Here is a 22600-nt window from a genome sequence, read left to right as displayed (position 1 = left end):
GAGATTATGAAAAAAATGATAAAGAAAAGCATATTATTCCTGTCTGTCATCGGATTGTGCTCTTGTAACGACTTTCTCAAGGAGGCCTCCCAAGATGAAGTAATCCCGTCAACCATTGAAGATCTGGATCAATTACTAGCTTACGAGGGATACCCGCGTTACGATCGCCAACTAATGCCTTATCTGGATATTTTAGCCGATGATGCGACTCAATACATCACAAGCAACAACCAAATATCCACTGTAACCAAGTATAGCCCCTTGTATCTCTGGGGAGGTCGCTCTTCAGCAAATAACGAAACGATGTTCGAGGATTACCAGAATCTGCCGAATCCGACGAATGGTACGAAATCTGTCGACGTAGACTCGTACGAACGCTTTTACAAAATGATCGCGGGATGTAATGTCGTGCTGGACATGATCGGTGATGTCGACGGCGAAAGCAATATGAAAAAAAGAGTCGAAGGAGAGGCTCGCGTGCTGCGTTCCTTCTACTACTTTAATCTCGTGAACCTATACGCCTACCCTTACAATGCACCCAACGCACCCGAAGGTAAATCAGCAGGAGTACCGCTAAAATTAACAAGTATTATCGACCAAAACTCTGTCCCCCGTAGTACCGTGGCAGAGGTATACAATCATATCATCTCGGACGTGGAGAAAGGAATCAGCCTATTGACAGAAACCGCTACTAAAGGTTCCAAATTCCGTATTGGTATCAGCACGGCACACCTGTTGGCAAGTCGCTACTATCTTTTCATGGCAAACTGGGAAAAAGCCGCGGAACACGCTACCGCCGTATTCTCCACTCCCGGCAATAATCTTTTATTGCTTGATATAACGACTACCGATTATCCGGAAGCTATCAACAATGGAAATTTTCCTTATCCTTTTACCTTGAACACTTCGGAAATCATGTTCTTTTACGCGAATAGTGCCGAGCATTACGCAGTTGAATCCCTCTATGGATCGACTTGTTTCATGGCATCCGATGAATTACTGAATTGTTACGCAGACGATGACCAACGACTGAAAGCATACTTGACCCCGTACGACAAAGATGCCAATAGAAAAGCATCCTCTAAATTTGCCGGAGAACTGAAATTCGGTGCTTGTTTACGCCTTAGCGAAGCATATCTTAACAGGGCAGAGGCATACGCACACATGGCTAAAGCCGGACAACACGAATACATGGAAAAAGCCATTTCCGACTTGAACACCATCAGAGAGAAACGTATCAAGAATTACACCTCTCAAGTATGGACAAGCAGCACGGTCGACAATAATGCAGACAAATTGATTGAAAAATGCCAAGAAGAACGCCGTCGAGAATTCTGTTTCGAAGGTATGCGCTGGTTTGACATACGCCGCTATGGAATGAAATCTTTCTCGCATTATGTCGATGAATCCGCAAACAGCGGAGACGAATACACGGTTGAAATCGGTACGGCTACCCCCAGATGGGTATTACCTATTATGAAAACTCACAAAGAAAGTAATCCTGCACTAAATTAAAACGAAATATCATGAAAAAAATAAATGCATACATACTGATATTAGGGGCTATATTCCTTTTTACTCTTGATTCTTGCAGTGATGAAGATAATCTGGTGATCCCCGACAAAAAAGAAACCCGATTCGACATCCCGCAAGGAGACCATGATTTTGATAATCAAATAGTGGAATGGTATGCTAAATACGGGACATCTGTATTATACAAATTTACAAATCCGGACCTGAATTATCAAATTATAAAAAATGCAGACTATGATATAAAAGCCGAGGCGGATGAAGAAGGGATTGCAGCAGCAGTACAATTTTTGAAAGAAGACTTTTTTGATTTGTACCCGGATAAAGTAAAAAAAGAATTGTTCCCCTCTAAAATCCTGATGGCAGGGAAATTATACACGAAAGGCAACTATGTACCTTTATGGGATACTATCAGCTATGGTAGCTATTATTTTCAACGGGGAATTATGGTACGAGGAATTGACCATATTACTTTGCCACTCGTGGATAAACAATTCGGACAAAGAATCAGTAAACCCAAATATCGGGAAAGATTGAAAATAGCGATCAATCGCACGTTCATTTTATTCTTAATGCAACCCTTTAATGACATTATGTCTAAAATAGACTACGGCAACATTATAAATACTTGTGCGTCCTATTCCTTGGTTGAAGAAAGCGCTGCCCAAAAAGGAGTAACCAATGCGTATTCTTCCGATAACAAATGGTATAAAGAAGAAGATATGTACAAATTAGGATTTTTGGAATACGGTACGTATTGGTATTTTTGGGAACCATATTACTGGAGTGCTCCGACAGATAAAGTACATGATTTATTCTCGTTTATTGAATTCATCTTCTCTCAAACCAAAAGCGAATTACACGCTAACCCAATTTACGTGAATAACCCGCCAATCCAAAAGAAATGCGACTACCTTATTAAAACTTTTGCCGAATATGGTATTGATTTACATTGTGTAGGCGGAACAGAATAAATATACAAAGGGGAGTCATCGAACTCCCCTTTGTTGTTTAGCACAAACTCTGTGCAACCTTTATCACTTCTTCTGCCAATTGATTGGCGGCAGCTTCGTCTTTTGACTCGGAATAAATACGGATAATCGGTTCCGTATTAGACTTCCGCAAGTGTACCCACCCGTCTTTGAAATCGATTTTCACGCCATCAATATCGGTAATCTCTTCCGAAGCGTATTTTTGCTTCAACCCTTCCAGAATCTTATCGACATTCATGTCGGGAGAAAGAGTCAATTTATTCTTGGAGATAAAATATTGGGGGTAGGTAGCCTTCAATGCTGTCATTGTCTTTCCCTCCGCCACGAAATGAGAAAGGAACAGACCAACACCCACCAAGGCATCACGTCCGTAATGACTTTCCGGGTAAATGACTCCTCCGTTACCCTCACCACCGATCACGGTATGTGTTTCTTTCATTTTGGCGACCACGTTCACTTCTCCAACGGCAGCGGCACTGTAACTCTGCCCGTGAGCCAGCGTCACGTCACGCAACGCACGGGAGGAAGAGAGATTGGATACCGTGTTTCCGGGGGTATGCTTCAACACGTAATCGGCAACAGCAACCAGCGTGTACTCCTCCACGAACATCTCCCCGTTCTCGCAAACCAACGCGAGACGATCCACATCCGGGTCTACCACGATTCCAAGGTCTGCACCACATTCTTTGATCTTTTCCGATATCTGGGTCAGATTCTCCGGTATCGGTTCCGGGTTATGACTGAAATGCCCGGTAGGTTCACAATTCAATTCCACCACTTCTTTCACGCCCAAGGCACGTAACAAAGCGGGAATCACCGTTCCCCCGACCGAATTCACGGCATCTACCACCACTTTCAAGTTAGCTTTGGCAATAGCTTCCGGATTTACTAATTTCAAATCCAGCACATGCCGGATATGGTAGTCCGTGTAATCTTTACAAGTAACCGTTCCCAAATCATCCACCTCGGCATACTCGAACGACTCTTTTTCTGCCATCTGAAGAATTTGTGCCCCATCCTCGGCAGACAAAAATTCACCCCGGTTATTCAACAATTTCAAAGCATTCCATTGTCTCGGGTTATGGCTCGCGGTCAAGATAATTCCCCCGTCTGCCCCTTCAGCCGTCACGGCAATTTCCGTTGTCGGCGTGGTCGCCAACCCGATATTCACCACGTCATGCCCCAAGCCGCACAAAGTGGCTTCCACGAGTTTAGCGTACATATCACCGGAAATACGGGCATCGCGTCCCAACACTATCTTCGCCTTCTCTTTCCCGGCACCGATTTTTAGCCAAGTGGCATACGCAGAAACAAATTTCACGATATCCAACGGAGTGAGATTATCTCCCGGTTGTCCCCCAACCGTGCCGCGAATACCGGATATAGATTTTATTAAAGTCATAACAAGCAATTGAAAATTGAAAATTGAAAATTGAAAATGTCACACATTACCAACTCAACCTTCAACCGTTAAAATCATAAATCATCAAATCACGAAATAAAAAAAGACTGTATCCATTACCCCAAAAGAGATAACGCATACAGTCCTTGTCTTATCAAAAAAATTAGATAGATGCCTTATAAGCGTCAGCGCTCAACAAACCGTCTAATTGTGCTTCGTCACTAATCTTTATTTTGATAATCCAACCCTTTCCATACGGGTCTTTATTTACCAAATCAGGTTGGTCTTCCAGTTCTGAGTTAAATTCTAAAACTTCTCCGGAAACAGGCAAATACAAGTCTGATACGGTCTTTACAGCCTCGATAGTTCCGAAAGTATCACCAGCTTCCAGCTCATCACCTTCTGTTTCAACCTCAACAAACACGATATCACCTAATTGACTTTGTGCATAGTCAGTAATACCAACATATGCTTCTTCACCTTCAACACGAATCCATTCGTGTTCTTTAGTGTACTTTAATTCTGCAGGTACGTTCATTATCTTATAAGTTAATTTAAATTTGACAATTATTATGAGGCACAAATATAAGGAAAAATTTAAACTCCAATCACTGAAACTGAAATTTTAGAGCTGATTTATCACTTTTACATTTAACCATTTCATTCTCAACAAGAATATCCTGTATTCCTTTATCCATAAGCGTTCCGAAACGCTCAAACTTTAGTGAAATCGCATTTTTTTTCTATTTTTCGGCATCAAAATGTTGCAGAATAAGAAAAACTACCTATCTTTGCACCGCAATTGAGAACAACAGCGGTTGTTTGATGCAAAAAAAGGTTCGGTAGTTCAGCTGGTTAGAATACATGCCTGTCACGCATGGGGTCGCGGGTTCGAGTCCCGTCCGAACCGCCTTTCATTATTGAAGAAAAAACTACTTGGTCTGGTAGTTCAGCTGGTTAGAATACATGCCTGTCACGCATGGGGTCGCGGGTTCGAGTCCCGTCCAGACCGCAAAAGTCTGTAAATCATATAATTTACAGACTTTTTGCTTTTAACTACATGACGATTATCAACGAGGAAAAGCTAAAATGATAATTTCATTTTTTGAGAATTCTCTCCAAATAGCTGACATCCAGTAAATTCACTGTCTCGAAATTTCCTTTATAAAACACTCCCCAGTTATTGAAAACGCAAGGTAATTCCTTTGCTTTTTGCAACGTATCCACTTGAATTAAAGACACGGGAACGTTGTTCGTTTCACAATATTGTTTTATGAGCTCGATTTTTTGATAGATATAGGGACATTGCATATCGTAATAAATTGTCAGCACGTTGCTTTCAATCTTCTGCTTTTTGGCATTTGGCGCGAACGCCGGTATTGTTCCGTCAAAAGAAAGTGCAAGCAATTCATATCCATCATCGGTAGCATCAACAATCTCGAAGCCGAATTTCTTCGCAAATGATTGGTCGGAAAGCCAAGATTTTTGCTTCTTTGCCCCGAGCATACAAATGCCAGATTTACCTTTCTCTTTGGCATCAGCCAAACAATACTCCATCAGTAATTTTCCATACCCTTTTCCCTTATCACTACCAAGAACCCACAAGCAATAGACGTAATAATAATTGTTTCCAATCACGGGAACCCAAGCAGTTTCAAGAGGAGCGTATTCAATAAAAACCGTAGCCTTCGCGTTCAATTTTCTAAAGACATGACCTTCACTCAGCCTGTCCGAGAGCCATTGTCGTTTGGCGTCAATACCCTGATGGGGCTTTTTACTGCGGATGATGCAGCATAAATGCTCGTTGGTCAGGTTCTCTGTTGTTAAGTTTACAAAATCAGTATTCATGTGCATCTCGCTTCAAATTAGATATTATCAATCAACCGGTTGCAATTGTATCGATCTACTATCCATGTTATAAAGTCCAAATGTAGTGAATTTATACCGTTTTCCCGTGTACCCTCATCAACTTATTTAGCCTAAAGCTAGTATATTTCATAAATTTATTATTACCTTTACACCGTGAACAGTGTAAGTTTATTCTGATCGTTATCGTATGTATTTTTGTCGGACTGGTGACATCCGCTCTTTTTTCATCGTTGAATCAGACCAGTATAACTTTCCTTGTTTTGTTAGTAATAGCCCCAAAAAACTGTCGTGCGGACTGAAAAGGGCACATGTTAAATATCAACGATGTTGTAAAAATGAAATCATTTTTTATTGGTAAATACGAGATCAAGCTGCCTATTATACAGGGCGGTATGGGTGTCGGTGTATCATTGAACAAACTGGCTTCCGCCGTGGCTAACGAAGGCGGAGTCGGAGTTATCTCGGCAGCGGGATTAGGACTCCTTTACCCTCAATTCAAAGGGAATTATCTGGAAAAATGCATTTACGGGCTTAGCGAGGAACTTCGGAAAGCCCGTGAAAAAACATACGGTGTTATCGGCGTGAATATCATGGTAGCCCTTTCCAACTTTTCGGATATGGTGCGGACGGCTATCGCGGAGAAAGCCGACGTTATCTTTGCCGGGGCGGGGCTTCCGTTGAATCTCCCGTCATTCTTGACAAAGGACAGCAAAACCATGCTGGTACCCATCGTATCCTCGGCACGGGCAGCAAAGCTGATTTGCGAAAAATGGTTGACGAATTACAACTATCTTCCCGATGCACTCGTGGTGGAAGGTCCGAAAGCCGGCGGACACTTGGGTTTCAAAAAGGAACAAATCGAGGATGAAAATTACTCTCTCGAACATTTGATCCCGGAAGTAGTGGAAATAGCGAAAAGTTACGCCGAACAGAAAAACATTCCGGTTATTGCCGCCGGGGGTATATCCACCGGAAAAGACATTGCCCGGTTCTTGAAACTCGGCGCCTCGGCAGCACAAATGGGTTCCATCTTCGTACCCACGGAAGAGTGCGATGCCTCCACGGAATTTAAAGAAGTGTACATTCACTCGGATAAAAAAGACGTTCGCATCATTCAAAGTCCGGTAGGAATGCCCGGTCGTGCTTTCGACGGGGAGTTTATCCGGGACATTGCCGAGGGTAAAAAGAAACCTAAATCCTGTCCTTTCCATTGCATCAAAACTTGCGACTACACCAAAAGCCCTTACTGCATTATCAAGGCGCTTTACAATGCTGCAATCGGAAACCTAAAGGAAGGATACGCTTTCGCCGGTCAGAACGCCTACTTGGCGAATAAGATCAGCAGCGTGAAAGAAGTTATCGCCAAACTAAAGGCGGACTTTTCATTGAGTTTATAAAGTTCATAAGGTTTATAAAGTAACGGATGTCCTTCGGACAATGCTAATCGGCAGTTTGAGTTGCCGCAAACAAAGCACCCCGCGGGGGTCTACGAACTTTATAAACCTTATGAACTTTATAAACTTTATGAACTAAATATATTTTCCCCGCTTTTTTACCATAAAGGTAACTTTTCCCAAAGATCATAGCCGTACCTTTGCAGCCGGAAATAAAAAACGAAAAGATTATGATGCAGGACAGTATTGATTTCGGGACGATGAATATTCCCAAGTTGTTTCGCAAGATGTTTATTCCCACCTTGTTGGGGATGGTTCTTTCGGCCACTATCACGATTATCGACGGGATATTTGTGGGACGCGGCGTGGGGAGCGACGCACTCGCGGCGGTAAACATCGTTGCCCCGTTCTTCATGTTGTCGGCGGGTATCGGTCTTATGTTCGGCGTCGGAGCTTCTATCGTCGCATCCATCCACTTGGCACACAACAAGGTGAAAGTTGCCAGTATAAATATCACGCAGGCAATTACCGTATCGTTAAGTATCACGGTTCTGCTGTGCGCCTTGGTCATGCTATTCAGAACGGACATGGCTTACCTGCTCGGCAGTTCCGACCTCTTGTTGCCTCTCGTGTTGGAATACATGAATTGGATCGTGCCTTTCCTTGCCTGCAATATGCTATTGAGCGTGGGATTGTTTGTCATTCGTCTGGACGGTTCCCCGACGTTCGCCATGATGTGTAGTGCCGTTCCCGCGGCGATAAATCTAGTGCTGGACTACGTCCTCGTGTTCCCGTTGCAGCTCGGTTTGGCGGGAGCCGCCATCGCTTCGGTAATCTCGGTCGTGGTCGGGAGTATCATGATACTGGTTTACCTGCTTAAATATAACAAGGTATTGTATCTTTACCGCCCGAAATTTTCCCTCAAAAGCATACGCTTGACGATAAGAAATATCGGGTACATGATAAAACTGGGTTTCTCGGCATTCCTCAACGAGGCCGCCATTGCCTGCATGATGCTCGTCGGCAACTACGTTTTCATCCATTATCTCGGAGAGGACGGCGTGGCGGCGTATAGCGTTGCCTGCTACTGGTTCCCGATTGTTTTCATGGTAAACAACGCCATCGCGCAATCCACCCAGCCGATCATCAGTTACAACTACGGTGCGGGACAATGGATACGGGTGAAGCAGGCATTCCGGCTCTCGTTGAAATTCGCTATCATTTGCGGGGCTCTGGCTTGTCTCGTGACCATCGTGCTATGCCCCGCGGTGGTGTCCCTCTTCCTCGGCAGCACGGGTAACGCGCGGGAAATTGCCATACAGGGCATCCCCTACTTCGCGCTCGGCTTCCTGTTCTTCGCGCTTAACATCGTGTGTATCGGGTATTTCCAGAGCATCGAGAAATTCAAGCAAGCGACGTTCTTTACCGTTCTCCGGGGTATTGTTATCATCACCGTGTGCTTTGTCAGCCTCCCGCTCCTCTGGGGAATAAAAGGGATATGGCTAGCGGTACCGTTCACGGAATTGATTACCTTTGCCATTATCATATCGTACTATTTACGCCAGCACTTTAAAAGATGAAAGATACCACTTTGCAGATAATAACGAGTCGTTTGTCCGCCACCGAGCATGAAATACGGACACTCTTGGAGAATGCGGAGGAACAAACGTTCTCCCACAAGGATATCATTGTCCACGAGGGGGAATCGAACAGCAACCTTTATATCATCACCCGCGGCGTGTGGCGTGCTTACACGTTCAAGGACGGTTCGGAAGCCACTCTGTGGTTCGCCGGCGAAGGCGAAATCGCTTTCTCCACGTGGGGATACGTGGCAAACATCCCTTCCCGTCTGACCTTGGAAGCCGTGACGGACAGCGAGGCTTATTGCCTGACCAAAGAGAAACTGGAACAATTGTACCGTTCCTCCGTGCAGTTGGCAAATCTCGGGCGAAGGATTCTTGAAAACTTCATGCTGGAAATCGAAATCTCTTGGCTGGACTCGTATAACCGCACCGCTTTCGAACGCTACGTGATGCTCCTGCAAAAACAACCGGAAATCATACAGTCCGTTCCCTTGAAGCATATAGCGTCGTACCTTGGTGTCACGGCTCAATCCCTCAGTCGCATCAGGGCACAGTTGGTCCGGCTCACGGAATCCACTCCACCACTCCCGTGACTGGATGCCGTTTACGCCAGTTCATGAAATCGGTGTACGTGCGGACGCCGTCCCGAAGGACTGCCTGATAATACTCCACGCCCATGATTTTTTCGTCATCGGGAGTTTCGTGTTTCAGCCTCAATATAGCTTCTCGCGTTTCCGGTGTCAGTACTTGAGTGATTCGCTCCGCCATCCGCTCGAAAAAACCGTCATAACGGGAACCACCCAATATATGAATCATGTCAATCTGCCACTCGTCACCCTCCCGGTCGAGGTAATAAGCGTGCCACTCGATACAGTGCTCGTCGGTATCCAATGAATTGATACATTCCACCCGCCGGATAGCCGGATGCTCTGCCAGCTTCGCCATGGCGGCAAAACTGTCGGCAATCACGACGGGATTGGAATAGACGTGAAAGTCGATATCCAGATGCTTCACCAATAAACCCGTTTTTACCGATCCTACCAACCGGGGTTCCACTCCCACCGACCGCCAAATAGCCTCGATGCCGGTATCCGCAATAATTTCCTTGGCTCGCCGCAGGTTACGGAAAGCTAAATTTTCGATCGTTTGCCTCGGGCAAGTCGCAGGTTGCAGGTTCTTACTGTTCATAGATATATCTCATTTTTTCAAGGCACAATCTTCACACAAGCCTTTTAGCACGTAATTGATGCTTTCGAGGGTGAAGTTCATCGGTAAATCGACTGTCGGCACGTGTATTTTTCGCAGGCAATAGGTCTTGTGACAATTCCGGCAATAGAAATGGGCGTGCAGGTCGTCGATAGAACAGGTACATTCATTGCTGCACACGGAATACTTCAATGAACCGGAACCGTCGTCGATACAATGAATCAAGTGATGATCCAGAAAAAGATTGATCGTCCGGAATATCGTGGACTTATCTACCGTGTCCAGCTCGTTCTCCAGATCAAGCAGGCTGAACGCCCGCGTAAACCGTAACATACCTTTTAATATCAGCAGCCGCATGGCGGTGGGTTTAATTCCCCGCCTTTCCAGTTTATCCAAATATACCGTTTCTTCCATAATCCTTTATTTTACCTGTATCCTTATCGCATTGAGAATCGCCAACAGGGCAACCCCGACATCGGCAAAGACGGCCTCCCACATGGTAGCGACCCCGAATGCCCCAAGCACCAGTACTACCAGCTTCACGCCGAATGCCAACGCAATATTCTGCCACACCACGCGGCGGGTAGCTTTTCCGATCTTGACGGCGGTTGCAATCTTGCCCGGCTGATCGGTCTGTATCACCACGTCGGCAATCTCTATCGCGGCATCGCTCCCGAGTCCGCCCATGGCAATCCCCACGTCAGCGAGGGCAAGTACCGGGGCATCGTTGATCCCGTCACCTGCGAAAGCCACTTTCCTGCCCGGCTCGGCTTTCAACTCTTCCAACCGAGCCACTTTATCTGCCGGGAGTAAATCGCCGTAAGCTCTGTCGATACCCAAACTTTTCGCTAATTTAGTAACAATTGCCTGTTTATCTCCCGATAATAACTCAATATTATTAATATTTAAACTTTTTAATGCCGCGATCGCATCCGCCGCATCTTCCTTCGGTGCGTCCGCCAACAGGAGATAGCCCGCATACACGCCGTCCACCGCGCAAACGACTACCGTTTCCGGCACGCTCGCCAAACCCGCAGGATACGTCACCCCGTTCGCATCCAGCAACCGCGTGTTCCCGACCAACACTTCCCGCCCGTCGACACGGACACTCAACCCGTGACCGGGTAATTCTTTCGCATCCGTCACCGCCAGCGGCTCGATTCCCCGAAACCGGACGTACCGTACGACCGCTTTCGCCACGGGGTGCGTGCTATTTCCCTCTGCCGCCGCCACGATTGCCAGCATCGTGTCCGCCTCGAAACCGTTCCCGGCGTGTGCCTCCCGTACCTCGAACTCACCCCGCGTGAGTGTACCCGTTTTGTCAAACACGACCGTGTTTACCCGCGTGATCGCATCGAGATAGTTTCCCCCTTTGAACAGGATCCCGTGACGGGATGCCGCCCCAATTCCCCCGAAATACCCCAGCGGGATACTCACCACGAGGGCACACGGGCAAGAGATCACCAGAAACACGAGGGCACGATACAGCCAATCGTCAAAGACATAAGCAAATCCCGGCTGCGCCAGCGAATAGATAAAGGGCAACAACACGATCAATACCGCCAACCCCGTCACCACGGGCGTGTAAAACCGGGCGAAACGACGGATAAACAACTCCGTCGGTGCTTTCCGTTCCGTGGCGTTCTGCACCATTTCCAGCACGTGCGCCAGCTCGCTCCGGTCATAAGGTCGCATCACCCGCACCCGTACCACCCGATCCATGGCGATCATCCCCGCCAACACGGATTCACCTTGCCGGATATCCCGGGGCAAACTCTCGCCTGTCAACGCCGACGTGTTGAATGCCGCCGTTTCGCCCAGCATCACGCCATCGAGCGGCACCCGTTCACCCGCCTTCACCTCCACCGTCTCGCCGACCTGCACGTTTGCCGGGACTTCCGCCACGACACTGCCCCCGCGAACCACCGCCGCCACTTCCGGACGCACGTCAAGCAACGCCTTCACGCGGGAACGGGCACGTTCCACCGCCGCGTCTTGAAACTTCTCCCCGACGGAATAGAACAGCATCACCGCCACTCCCTCCGGGTATTCCCCGATATAAAAAGCCCCGAGTGCCGCCACGCTCATCAACATAAACTCGTTAAAATACTCCCGTTCCCACAGGCAGCCAACAGCTTCCCGCAACACGGGCAAACCTACCGGAAGAAACGCCACCGCATACCACATCGCCCTCACGTGTCCCTCCCCGAACCACGCCGCGTTTCCCCATGTCATCCCGATCCCGCTAACCAACAGGATAAATGACACGATCTCTTTCACGTATTGTTTCATAACCTTTCGTTTTATTGCCGGTAAAGGTACAGAGATAATCTTGCAACCAAATTGCAAAAAAAAACAGAACACACGCATTCCCGGCATTACCGTTCACACGCGTGTTCTCCGAGTTGACACTCTGTATCCGCTTGAAGACGCTAATGCGTCAGTGTCCTTCCCTGCTTTCCACGATCTCCGGCATGTGCTGCATCGCCCAATCGACAAGCGTCCGGATATGGGGCATCAAGCTTTCGCCCGTTCTCGTCAGTTGATACTCTACCCGCGGGGGTACTTCGGCGTACACCTTGCGCGACACTAACCCGTCCGCCTCGAGGATACGCAGGGTCACCGTCAGCATTCGCTGCGAGATATCCGCAATAGCGTTGTGAATATCCCGAAAACGCATTGTTCCGTTCGCTTCCAGCGTCACCAGCACCAGCATCGACCATTTGTCCCCCAGACGACTCAACACGTCACGTATAGGACATTTCCCGTTAGCGTGAAAATTTTTCATTTTTTTATCAATATATCCCGTTTAGTATCAACATTACTAACATCCGTGTAACTATCTTATCTCCAAGTACGTTCTTGTTTTTACGAATTAGATAGCATACTTTTGCTATACAAAAGTAATAAACTTACTTAATAGAACTATTGTTTCACGCTAAAAAAATACATTATGGCAAAGAAAGTTGCAGTTTTGGCAGTAAACCCGGTCAACGGGTTCGGTTTATTCCAGTACTTGGAAGCGTTTTTCGAGAACGGGATACCTTATAAAGTATTCGCGGTTGCCGACACGAAAGAGATCAAAACAAACTCCGGTATCACCCTGTTTGCCGACGACGTGATCGCTCACCTCAAGGGACACGAGGATGAATACGACGCACTCGTGTTCGGTTGTGGCGACGCCATGCCCAAGTTCGGCGAGAATGCCGGGAAACCTTACAATCAGGATATGCTCGCCGTCATCAAGGCTTTCGGCGACAAGGGGAAAATTATTATCGGTCACTGTGCCGCAGCCATGATGTTTGATGCCACGGGTATCAGCACCGGCAAGAAAGTGGCAGTCCATCCGCTGGCAAAAGCCGCCATACAAAAAGGCATCGCTACCGACGAGAAATTCGAGATCGATGGTAATTTCTACACTGCCCAGACTGAAAACACGATCTGGACGATGATGCCGCAATTGATCGAGAGATTGAAAACGAATTGACCCGGTGATTGCCGAATCCCTCATTCTTGAAGTCCCCAAGTGTGGGGACTTCAAGAATAAAGGTGTTAAAAGTCAATTTCAATTGCCCGGCATCGTCATGAACAACCCCATGATCCAGTACACGAGTCCGGACATCACGATGGTTGCGGGGATAGTCAATACCCATGCCGCCACGATATTCGTCGCCGTTGCCCAACGGACGGATGCCACACCTTTCGTGATGCCGACGCCGATGATGGCACCGGTGATGGTATGCGTGGTACTCACGGGAATACCCAGAACTGCCGTTCCCATCAACGTCAACGCACCGGATGTTTCGGCACAGAATCCTTGGACGGGTTTCAACCGTGCCAACCCGTCGCCCAAGGTCTTGATCACTTTCTTTCCCCCGACGATGGTACCCAAGGCGATCACCGAGTAGCAAGTGACGATCAACCATACGGGCACGTGGAACGATCCCGTGTTCTCGTACAGGTATTCACTCACGAAAGTGTTGCTACCTGCCACGCTATAAAGCAAAATAGCGATGATACCCATCGTTTTCTGGGCATCGTTCGCGCCATGTCCCAAACTGAATATAGCGGAAGAAAATAATTGCAATCCTTTGAACAAGCCCTCGACTTTCAACGGGTGTTTGCGTCTGAATATCAACATCGTCAGGCACATCGTGAAAAAACCGAGTATCATACCGATAAGCGGGGAAAGCACGATGAACACTGCAATCTTGATAATCCCGGAAGCCACGAGAGCATCGCTCCCGAAGGTGAACCACACGGGACCGATCAACCCGCCGATCAAGGCATGGGACACGCTGATAGGCATCCCGAAATGAGTACACAACCATACCCAGATGACCGAGCCGATCAAAGCGGCGAAAATCAGGTATTCATTAATCCGGGAGGCTTCCACAATCCCCTCTCCCATCGTATGCGCCACGCTCACGCCGAAGATAAAAATAGCGGCGAAATTCCAGAACGCCGCCCAAAGCACTGCCATAGTGGGAGAGAATACACGAGTGGCGACGATCGTCGCTATCGAATTTGCCGCATCGTTCATCCCGTTCAGGAAGTCGAACAAGAGAGCGATCACGATGGCTAAAAGAACTATTGTCAGCATAACGATCAGGCAAATTTGATGATAATACCCCTCACGATGTCACTCACGTCCTTTGCCCGGTCGGTAGCATCTTCCAGTACCTGTCCTATATTTTTCAATTTAACCAACTCTATCGCGTCTTTCTCGTTGGCAAACACGTCGCTCATGAATTCTTCATACAGGTTATCCACGTCATGCTCTATCTGCTTGATCCGGACACATTTCTCGTTAATCTCCTGCGGTCTTTTCTGGAGTTGATCCAACTCGTCCATGATCTGCCCCAGAATCCGGGCATCCTCGACGATACATTGCGCCATGGCAACCATCAACTGGTTGACGTTTTTCGGCCGATACATCAATACCCTTTTTGCCGCGTCATGGATAAAATCCAACAAAGTATCCATGCTGCTTCCCAGACGGTTGATATCCTCCCGGTCGAAAGGGGTCACGAATGTCTTGTTCAATTCCTCGTAGAGCCGTGCCGTGATCTGATCACCACTATGCTCGTAATCTTTGACCTTCTTGTACAAAGTCTTTTGATTTTCAGGTTTCCGCTCTTGCAAAAGTTCAACCAGAAGTTTCGCGGCAGCCTCGATATTAACGGCTTGCTCGATATATAAAGGATAAAACTTTTTTTCCTTTACGACAAATAATTGAAGAAATCGGTCTATTTTCATTTCATTATTGATTAGTACGCAAATGTACAATCCTCCCGCGTATTACAGTGTTAAATTATTACAAAAATATTACATTTTCCGCGAACGTTTACACCCGGGCGATCGAAAGAAAACAAGTGAAAAAGACCAGCGTCGTACCTAGCCATAAACGTTCTGCGGCAAGAGGCGAAAGTCCCCAAAAACGATATTCCAAAGCACCGTGGCGGCACACGGCGAGGCAATCGCCGCACAACGTGCAATTCACCGCCGGACGCCCCTTGAGGATGCTCTCCCGGGGCAAAGCATCATAGCGGCATACCCGCGAACAAGCCATGCAACGCGTGCAACGGTCGTTTACCCGGAAACGCCACGGGGATATATACTTCAAATAAGACACCAAGGTACCCGCCGGACAATAGGTTGAACAATGCGCAGCTATTTTCCGTCCCCGGGATACAAGCACGATTATCCCGACGCCTGCCACTCCCGCAAAGGCAGCTATTAGCGAGGCATAAATCACGGGAACATGAAATAATCTCAATCCCAAAGCCACAAGGATAAACACCGCAAGTACCGTCCAACGGATGCCGGCTCTTGTGCCCGGCTTTATCCCCTGCCGCTTGCCGTTCTTCCCCGCCGCCAGACTGTCCCACGCCCCGAAGTAACACAACTGACTGCACCACGCCCCCCCGGAAAGCAATATCGTGATCAAGAACAAGAAGGGCATAAAGGACATTTCTCCCCGGTAGAATACCCCGACCGGAATCAATCCCGGTATCGGGAAGTGTAACTTGCCGGACATGAGGAAAACGGTATCCGCAAAAATACCCAGTGCCAGTTGAAAGAAAAATACCACGGAAAACAATAACCATATCCGCCGCCGCCAAACGGCACGCTTCGCCCTGTCGAACATCTTTAAATAAAGCCACCCGCCGAACAGTGCCGCCAACACGACCTGCAACCAACCACCGCCGGGCAACAGGCGTTCCGCCAGCAATAGCGGCGGTCGCACCATTACCTGCACGAGCGAGAGCAACGCTCCCGTGACCAGCATCGTCACGACGGCACCCGTAACTCCTTCTTTTTTTACATGGTTATTTTTAATCATAACGGGGCAAAGATAATATTTTCGAACCGTAAGCTTTATCCTCGAAATAGAAAATATACAAAAACATGCCGTCATCCCGTATATCCAATCCATAAAAGCATTAACTTTGTCGTCGATAATAATAAACAGCTATATGTCGGGCATTCCTGTTTTAATTTCGGATCTGGCGGTCATTCTTTTTTCTGCAGGACTGATAACCATTATTTTTAAATGGCTAAAACAGCCGGTCGTGTTAGGATATATCATGGCAGGCATCATCGCGGGACCTTACACGTTCGGCGGCCCCATGGTCACAGACTCGGCAAATATCCAAATATGGGCCGATATCGGGGTTATTTTCCTCCTGTTCGCCTTGGGACTCGATTTCAGTTTCAAAAAGCTGATGAATGTCGGCGGTACCGCCATGATTAGCGCCCTCACGATCGTGGGAGCTATGATGATGTTGGGATACTCTGCCGGACTGGCACTCGGCTGGGGGCACATGAACAGCCTCTTCCTCGGGGGTATGCTGTCCATGTCGTCCACGACGATTATTTTCAAGGCTTTCGAGGACATGGGATTACGAGGGCAACGTTTCGCGGGGGTAGTCTTCGGTATCCTCGTCGTGGAAGACCTTTTCGCCGTTGTCTTGATGGTATTGTTGTCCACCTTGGCGGTAAGCAAGCATTTCGAGGGAATGGAAATGGCAAACAGCATACTGAAACTTGTCGCTTTCCTTGTTTTTTGGTCGATCACGGGTATTTTCCTGATACCCACTTTTCTCAAAAAAGCGAAACAGTGGTTGAATGCCGAAACACTGCTCGTCGTGTCGCTAGGTTTATGCCTCGGCATGGTTTTATTGGCAGTTAAGGCGGGTTTCTCTGCGGCATTGGGGGCATTCGTCATGGGTTCGATTCTGGCTGAAACCGTAGAGGCGGAGAATATCGAACACTTGATCAAGCCGGTAAAAGACCTTTTCGGGGCAATATTCTTTGTTTCCGTCGGCATGATGATCGATCCCGCCATGCTGATCGAGTACTGGTTCCCGATCTTGTTGATCACCGTCGTGGTCATGGTGGGACAAATTACCTTTTCCGCTTTCGGAATACTACTTTCCGGTCAGAACTTGAAAATAGCCATCCAGTCCGGTTTTTCGCTCGCGCAAATCGGCGAATTCGCGTTTATCATCGCGTCGCTGGGAATGTCGCTGCACGTGACGGACGAATTTCTCTATCCTATCGTTGTTACCGTATCGGTCATTACTACGTTCTTTACCCCCTACATGATCCGGCTATCGGAACCGGCTTACCGGTTCGTGAATAATCATCTGCCCCAAGCATGGATTCGCTTCCTTGACAGGTACAGCACGGGAACAAACACGATACACCATAAAGGGATGTGGACCCGGCTACTGAAGGCCTTATTACGTATCGTGATTACCTACACTATACTCTCTATCTTCACGATCGTCCTTTTCCTGCAATACCTCACGCCGATTATCCGACAGGAATTACCGGGGATACAAGGCGGAATAGTCAGCGCTATTGCCATATTGTTGCTGATTTCCCCGTTTCTCCGTGCCATGATGATGAAGAAAAATCACTCGGAAGAGTTTCAACACCTCTGGAACGACAGTAAATACAACCGGGGACCGCTCGTGTCGCTCATCGTGCTGCGTATAGCCTTGTGTATCGGAATTGTCATGTTCGTGATTTCCAGCCTCGTGAACGTGGCGGCAGGACTTTTATTGCTGATCGCGAGTGCCATTATCCTGTTTTTCATTTATTCCAAACGACTGAAGAAGTATTCTATCCTGCTGGAAAGGCGTTTCCTGCGTAATTTCACGGCACGCCAACAGGAGCAAGAACGCAAATCACCTATCAAACAACGTTTCGTGCAACATTTGCTCAACCGGGATCTTCATTTGGCAGATTTCGAGGTGTCACAATCCTCTCCCAGCGTGGGGAAAACATTAAAAGAATTGAATTTCCGCCAATCCTGCGGGGTAAGCGTGGTAACTATCATCCGCGGCGAGGAACGCATCAATATCCCCGGCGGCGAGGAACGTTTGTACCCGTTTGACCATATCATCGTGGCAGCGACAGATAAAGAGATCGAAGTATTCCGTAAGTTCGTGGAAGACCGGGTGGAAAAAAGAAAACAGGAACTGGAACAGCAACGCCCGCCCGAAGTCAGTCTGGAACAATTCATGATCGAAGAAAACACCCCGCTGGTAGGGCATTCCATCCGGGAATCCGGCATCCGGGATAAAGCCGCCTGTCTGGTCATCGGTATCGAGCGCAACGGCACGTCCACCATGAATCCCACCCCGGACACCATTTTCGAGGCAGGGGATGTCGTGTGGATCGTGGGCGAAAGGGATAAATTAATCCATTTGGCAGACGGGGAAACAATCTAAATTCCTCCACACAAGCTGACGCTTATTCTGTGATTTAATGCTTTCAGTTCCTGTCATTCTCTAATCACAGAATCACTCTATTTCCAACCCGAAAAGGGCTTTCAATTCACCGACAGCGGGATTAATAGTCACGAAATGTTCAAACTTATCTTTAGAGGTAAACAGACGCTTCTTTTCCTCCCCGTTATTTTTTTCCACGTAGATTTGCACGTTCAGCGTGATATACCCGTTATTCAGTTTCTTCATCAAGAAAGAAAGTAATGCCGGATGTAAATCCATGACTCTGGTCAACAGGAAATCATTATCCACTTCAATCGTAATGACAAATCCCTCCACTTTAGGCGCGTGGGACAAAAGGGCGATCTTCGCCGCCTTATCCTCCTCACCCAAGGTAGCGAGGAATGTTTCCAACGCACCCGACACGTCGGCAAGAGAGAATTCACTTTGAGCCTTCACCCGGTTATCATCAGTTTTTACACTCTGTCTCTCCCGCGGCTCGTTGTGTTTCTCCTTCGTTTCTTCCAATGCCTTTTTCAAATTGAAAGAATGTATATTCTCGGGCTTTCCGCCTGTTTTCGGAGTTACAACGCTGACACGCTTCTCCTCCGCGGGTGGCGTCACACTTACACTGTCCCCGTTCGCTTGCTGGAATTTACCGCTAAATCCTTCGATCTTTAATAACCCGGCAAACTCCTCTATACTAAGGCTTTTTTTTTTAGCTCATTAATCTGGCACAATTTAATCAGAGTGAGTTCCACACACAAGCGTTTCTCCATGCGAATTTTATACTGCATCTCGCATTGCTCGATGACTTTCAAGGCGTCGAAGATGAAATCGGGCGTTACCGCCTGCGCCTGTTGCAGGTAACGCTCCTTGATAGAAGCGCTCACTTCCAACAACTGCACTGTTATCGACTCTTTCGCCACTAACAAATCTCGGAAATGTCGACCGAGCCCCGATATCAAGTTTCCAGCATCGAACCCCTTTTCCATAATCTCGTTGAAAAGCAAGAACGTTTCGGCCACCTTCCCGGCATAGAACAAATCGGTTAACCTGAAATAGTAATCGTAATCCAACACGTTCAGATTCTCGATCACTTTATCGTAAGTCAAATTCTTACCGCAGAAACTGACAACCTGATCAAAGATAGAAAGAGCGTCACGCATCGCCCCGTCAGCCTTTTGGGCGATCACGTTCAAAGCCTCCTCCTCTGCCTGTATTCCCTCCTTTGCCGCAATACGCTTCAAATGCTCGATCGTGTCGGGCACCTTAATCCGGTTGAAGTCATATATCTGGCAACGCGACAATATGGTCGGCAGAATCTTGTGCTTTTCCGTCGTCGCCAGAATAAATATGGCATGGGCGGGCGGTTCTTCCAATGTCTTCAGAAACGCATTGAAAGCCGAGGCACTCAACATATGCACCTCGTCGATAATATACACGCTGTAACGCCCCACCTGCGGCAATATCCGTACTTGGTCTACCAATCCGCGGATATCATCCACGCTATTGTTCGAGGCGGCATCCAGTTCATGTATGTTCAACGAACGCCCGCTGTTAAACGCCCGGCAGGACTCGCATTCGTTGCAGGGTTCCGCGTTGGGTTGCAAATTCATGCAATTAATCGTCTTGGCAAAAATACGGGCACACGTCGTTTTCCCAACACCACGCGGTCCGCAAAACAAATAAGCCTGTGCCAATTGTTTATTGAGGATAGCGTTTCTCAACGTGGATGTAATCGAGTGTTGCCCTATCACTGTATCGAAACTTGCAGGTCTATATTTACGCGCCGAAACAATATAATTCTCCATGAATAATAACTTTCTATTTACTTGTGATTTTCTTTGAACATCAGTCTACAAAATTACAAAGTAAAATGAATTATTACTCTACAAAATCAATTTATTTTTCCTACCGACATCAAACAACTGACATTCCACGATTTATGCCCCCTTCCCCCCGACATGTCAAAATATTTTCAGGTTTCCTCCCGTTTTCGAGAAAAAATTCTAAAACGCTCCATAATATTATTCTTAATATAAATGATAATAACATGTATTTCTGAATTATTAAATTTTATTCAAATACAATTTAAATTCTATTATTTTTCTATTATAATAGGCTTTAAATAGGAGTTGAATGGGAATTGAATAGGAGATGCTACAAATCAACTATAAGTATAATACATTATATATAAACACAAATTAACTTATCTTACATGAAACTCTAGAGAAAACAGAGTCATATTTTCTCACGACTCCGTTTTAGTGGAATTGATTTATTTTCGTCATTAGTTTACATTTTTTCGCTTTAAAGCAACAAGTGTATTAATCAGAGTATTACCCGGATATCTTTGCCGTGTAAACTCAAAAACAAAGACGTGATGCTACGAAAACTCAGATTGACACTTGCTATGATTTGCCTCGTGCTCATCACCCTCCTCTTCCTCGATTTCACGGGAACGTTGCACGGGTGGTTCGGCTGGCTGGCAAAAATCCAATTCCTCCCCGCCGTTCTGGCACTAAACGCGGGAGTTGTCGTATTCCTCGTCCTCCTCACCCTGTTGTTCGGACGAGTGTATTGCTCCGTGCTCTGCCCCTTGGGTGTATTTCAAGACGTGGTGGCATGGTTCGGGAAACGGCGGAAGAAACTACCCTACTCCTACTCCCCCGCTCTGTCGTGGTTGCGGTACGGCATGCTTGGAGTCTTCATTATCGCGCTCGTCGCCGGGATAGGTTCCGTGGTCGCCCTGCTCGCGCCTTACAGCTCTTACGGGCGTATCGCCGCCAACCTCTTCGCCCCGGTATGGCAATGGGGTAACAACCTACTCGCTTACATGGCACAACGGGCGGACAGCTACGCTTTCTACGAGACGGACGTGTGGCTGAAGAGTCTGCCGACCTTCATCATCGCCGTCGTGACTTTCGCGGTAATCGCCATACTGGCATGGCGCAACGGGCGCACGTACTGCAACACCGTCTGTCCCGTGGGCACCGTGCTGGGATTCCTCTCCCGTTACTCGCTCTTCCGGGTAACGATTGATGCCGACAAGTGCAACGGGTGCAGCCTATGCGCCCGCCAATGCAAGGCAGCCTGTATCAACCACAAGGAACACCGCGTGGATTATAGCCGTTGCGTGGCATGCATGGATTGCGTCGCTACCTGCAAACATGGCGCTATCCGTTACGAACGCCGCCATGCGCAACCGTCGCAAGCGGGTGAAACATCCGCGGTAAACAAAACACGCCGCGACTTCCTGTCCGTCGCCACGCTACTAGCAAGCACCACCGTGCTAAAAGCACAGGAGAAGAAAGTGGACGGCGGACTTGCTGTTATCGAGGACAAGAAAATCCCTCATCGCAACACGCCACTCACGCCTCCCGGCTCTCTCGGGGCTCGTAACATGAGCCGGCATTGCACTGCCTGCCAACTATGCGTGACGGCTTGTCCCAATGGAGTGTTGCGCCCGTCGGGCAACCTGCTCACGCTGATGCAACCGGAAATGTCCTACGAACGGGGGTATTGCCGACCGGAATGTAACCGTTGTTCCGAAGTATGCCCGGCAGGAGCCATCCTCCCCATCACGGCAGCAGACAAATCCTCTATCCAAATCGGTCATGCCGTGTGGGTAAAAGAAAATTGCGTGCCGCTGACCGACGGCGTGGAGTGCGGCAACTGTTCCCGCCACTGCCCCGCGGGAGCTATCGAAATGGTGGCATCGAACCCGGACATGACGGACTCTCCCCGGATACCCGTGGTAAACACCGAACGCTGTATCGGCTGCGGTGCCTGTGAAAACCTGTGCCCGGCACGTCCCTTCAGCGCCATTTACGTGGAAGGACACGAGATGCATAAAACCGTTTAACGTTTAAAAGAGGAA

The 22600-nt window shown here is 47.7% G+C and carries 19 protein-coding genes, 2 tRNA genes and 1 pseudogene; 10 read left to right on the top strand and 12 right to left on the bottom strand.

Translation table 11 applies throughout. The features are described 5' to 3' along the window. The first annotated feature begins 6 nt into the window (after positions 1-6). Complete coding sequence (locus CS948_RS12755; protein WP_099292107.1) at positions 7-1515, top strand: RagB/SusD family nutrient uptake outer membrane protein; 1509 nt, start codon at positions 7-9, stop codon at positions 1513-1515. 11 nt (positions 1516-1526) lie between these two features. Beyond that, complete coding sequence (locus CS948_RS12750; RefSeq protein WP_099292106.1) at positions 1527-2504, top strand: hypothetical protein; 978 nt, start codon at positions 1527-1529, stop codon at positions 2502-2504. Positions 2505-2541: 37 nt separating this feature from the next. Here the strand turns inward: CS948_RS12750 and glmM are convergent, their stop codons facing one another. Then, a complete protein-coding gene (glmM, locus tag CS948_RS12745; protein WP_099292105.1) occupies positions 2542-3924 on the bottom strand; it encodes a phosphoglucosamine mutase in 1383 nt (460 codons plus the stop codon). 163 nt (positions 3925-4087) lie between these two features. Next, entirely contained in the window at positions 4088-4462 is a 375-nt protein-coding gene (gcvH, locus tag CS948_RS12740) for a glycine cleavage system protein GcvH (RefSeq protein ID WP_099292104.1), read from the bottom strand. Between the two features lie 298 nt (positions 4463-4760). Between gcvH and CS948_RS12735 the strand changes: the two genes are divergently transcribed. Continuing rightward, positions 4761-4834 (top strand) — tRNA-Asp (locus CS948_RS12735). 28 nt (positions 4835-4862) lie between these two features. Continuing rightward, positions 4863-4936, top strand: a tRNA-Asp gene (locus CS948_RS12730). 86 nt (positions 4937-5022) lie between these two features. Here CS948_RS12730 and CS948_RS12725 read toward each other — a convergent pair. Further along, positions 5023-5772, bottom strand: a complete 750-nt coding sequence (locus tag CS948_RS12725; protein WP_099292103.1) for an N-acetyltransferase — start codon at positions 5770-5772, stop codon at positions 5023-5025. Positions 5773-6128: 356 nt separating this feature from the next. Here CS948_RS12725 and CS948_RS12720 point away from each other — a divergent pair, with 356 nt between their 5' ends. From CS948_RS12720 to CS948_RS12710, 3 genes are all read left to right on the top strand, one after another. Further along, on the top strand, positions 6129-7190 hold the full coding sequence (locus CS948_RS12720) for a nitronate monooxygenase family protein (RefSeq protein WP_099294485.1): 1062 nt from the start codon (positions 6129-6131) through the stop codon (positions 7188-7190). A 227-nt stretch (positions 7191-7417) separates the two neighbouring features. After that, positions 7418-8767: an MATE family efflux transporter gene (locus CS948_RS12715; RefSeq protein ID WP_099292102.1), complete on the top strand. Its 1350-nt coding sequence runs from the start codon at positions 7418-7420 to the stop codon at positions 8765-8767. Continuing rightward, positions 8764-9363, top strand: a complete 600-nt coding sequence (locus CS948_RS12710; RefSeq protein ID WP_099292101.1) for a Crp/Fnr family transcriptional regulator — start codon at positions 8764-8766, stop codon at positions 9361-9363. The genes CS948_RS12715 and CS948_RS12710 overlap by 4 nt, the downstream gene beginning before the upstream one ends. On the opposite strand, the gene CS948_RS12705 is transcribed toward CS948_RS12710, so the two are convergent. The 4 genes from CS948_RS12705 to CS948_RS12690 all read right to left on the bottom strand — a co-directional run bounded on the left by CS948_RS12705 (position 9335) and on the right by CS948_RS12690 (position 12764). After that, positions 9335-9958 carry a hypothetical protein gene (locus CS948_RS12705; RefSeq protein WP_099292100.1) on the bottom strand — a complete coding sequence of 208 codons (624 nt, stop codon included), beginning with the start codon at positions 9956-9958 and terminating at the stop codon, positions 9335-9337. The genes CS948_RS12710 and CS948_RS12705 overlap by 29 nt on opposite strands. 9 nt (positions 9959-9967) lie before the next feature. Beyond that, complete coding sequence (locus CS948_RS12700; RefSeq protein WP_099292099.1) at positions 9968-10390, bottom strand: Fur family transcriptional regulator; 423 nt, start codon at positions 10388-10390, stop codon at positions 9968-9970. 6 nt (positions 10391-10396) lie between these two features. Next, positions 10397-12268, bottom strand: a complete 1872-nt coding sequence (locus CS948_RS12695) for a heavy metal translocating P-type ATPase (RefSeq protein WP_099292098.1) — start codon at positions 12266-12268, stop codon at positions 10397-10399. Positions 12269-12416: 148 nt separating this feature from the next. Continuing rightward, positions 12417-12764 carry a helix-turn-helix domain-containing protein gene (locus CS948_RS12690; RefSeq protein ID WP_099292097.1) on the bottom strand — a complete coding sequence of 116 codons (348 nt, stop codon included), beginning with the start codon at positions 12762-12764 and terminating at the stop codon, positions 12417-12419. A 165-nt stretch (positions 12765-12929) separates the two neighbouring features. Between CS948_RS12690 and CS948_RS12685 the strand changes: the two genes are divergently transcribed. Further along, entirely contained in the window at positions 12930-13463 is a 534-nt protein-coding gene (locus CS948_RS12685) for a DJ-1/PfpI family protein (protein ID WP_099292096.1), read from the top strand. Between the two features lie 78 nt (positions 13464-13541). Here CS948_RS12685 and CS948_RS12680 read toward each other — a convergent pair whose 3' ends face one another. The 3 genes from CS948_RS12680 to CS948_RS12670 form a co-directional block, all read right to left on the bottom strand. Beyond that, positions 13542-14579, bottom strand: a complete 1038-nt coding sequence (locus CS948_RS12680) for an inorganic phosphate transporter (RefSeq protein ID WP_099292095.1) — start codon at positions 14577-14579, stop codon at positions 13542-13544. A 5-nt stretch (positions 14580-14584) separates the two neighbouring features. Then, complete coding sequence (locus CS948_RS12675) at positions 14585-15235, bottom strand: DUF47 domain-containing protein (RefSeq protein ID WP_099292094.1); 651 nt, start codon at positions 15233-15235, stop codon at positions 14585-14587. An 88-nt stretch (positions 15236-15323) separates the two neighbouring features. Then, positions 15324-16322 carry a 4Fe-4S binding protein gene (locus CS948_RS12670; protein WP_099292093.1) on the bottom strand — a complete coding sequence of 333 codons (999 nt, stop codon included), beginning with the start codon at positions 16320-16322 and terminating at the stop codon, positions 15324-15326. Between the two features lie 133 nt (positions 16323-16455). On the opposite strand from CS948_RS12670, the gene CS948_RS12665 reads away from it, so the two are divergent. Beyond that, positions 16456-18720 carry a cation:proton antiporter gene (locus CS948_RS12665; protein WP_099292092.1) on the top strand — a complete coding sequence of 755 codons (2265 nt, stop codon included), beginning with the start codon at positions 16456-16458 and terminating at the stop codon, positions 18718-18720. A 72-nt stretch (positions 18721-18792) separates the two neighbouring features. Here the strand turns inward: CS948_RS12665 and CS948_RS12660 are convergent, their stop codons facing one another. Beyond that, complete coding sequence (locus CS948_RS12660) at positions 18793-19257, bottom strand: hypothetical protein (protein ID WP_141560945.1); 465 nt, start codon at positions 19255-19257, stop codon at positions 18793-18795. Positions 19258-19448: 191 nt separating this feature from the next. Further along, a pseudogene (locus CS948_RS12655) lies at positions 19449-20531 on the bottom strand (DNA polymerase III subunit gamma/tau); the annotation flags it as partial. A 572-nt stretch (positions 20532-21103) separates the two neighbouring features. Here CS948_RS12655 and CS948_RS12650 point away from each other — a divergent pair. Further along, positions 21104-22585 carry a 4Fe-4S binding protein gene (locus tag CS948_RS12650; protein WP_099292089.1) on the top strand — a complete coding sequence of 494 codons (1482 nt, stop codon included), beginning with the start codon at positions 21104-21106 and terminating at the stop codon, positions 22583-22585. Positions 22586-22600: the final 15 nt, after the last annotated feature.

The sequence above is a fragment of the Butyricimonas sp. Marseille-P3923 genome (assembly GCF_900184685.1).
Taxonomy (GTDB): domain Bacteria; phylum Bacteroidota; class Bacteroidia; order Bacteroidales; family Marinifilaceae; genus Butyricimonas; species Butyricimonas muris.
The sequence above is the reverse complement of the archived record's forward strand: the minus strand, read 5'-3'. Positions and strand labels throughout refer to the sequence as shown.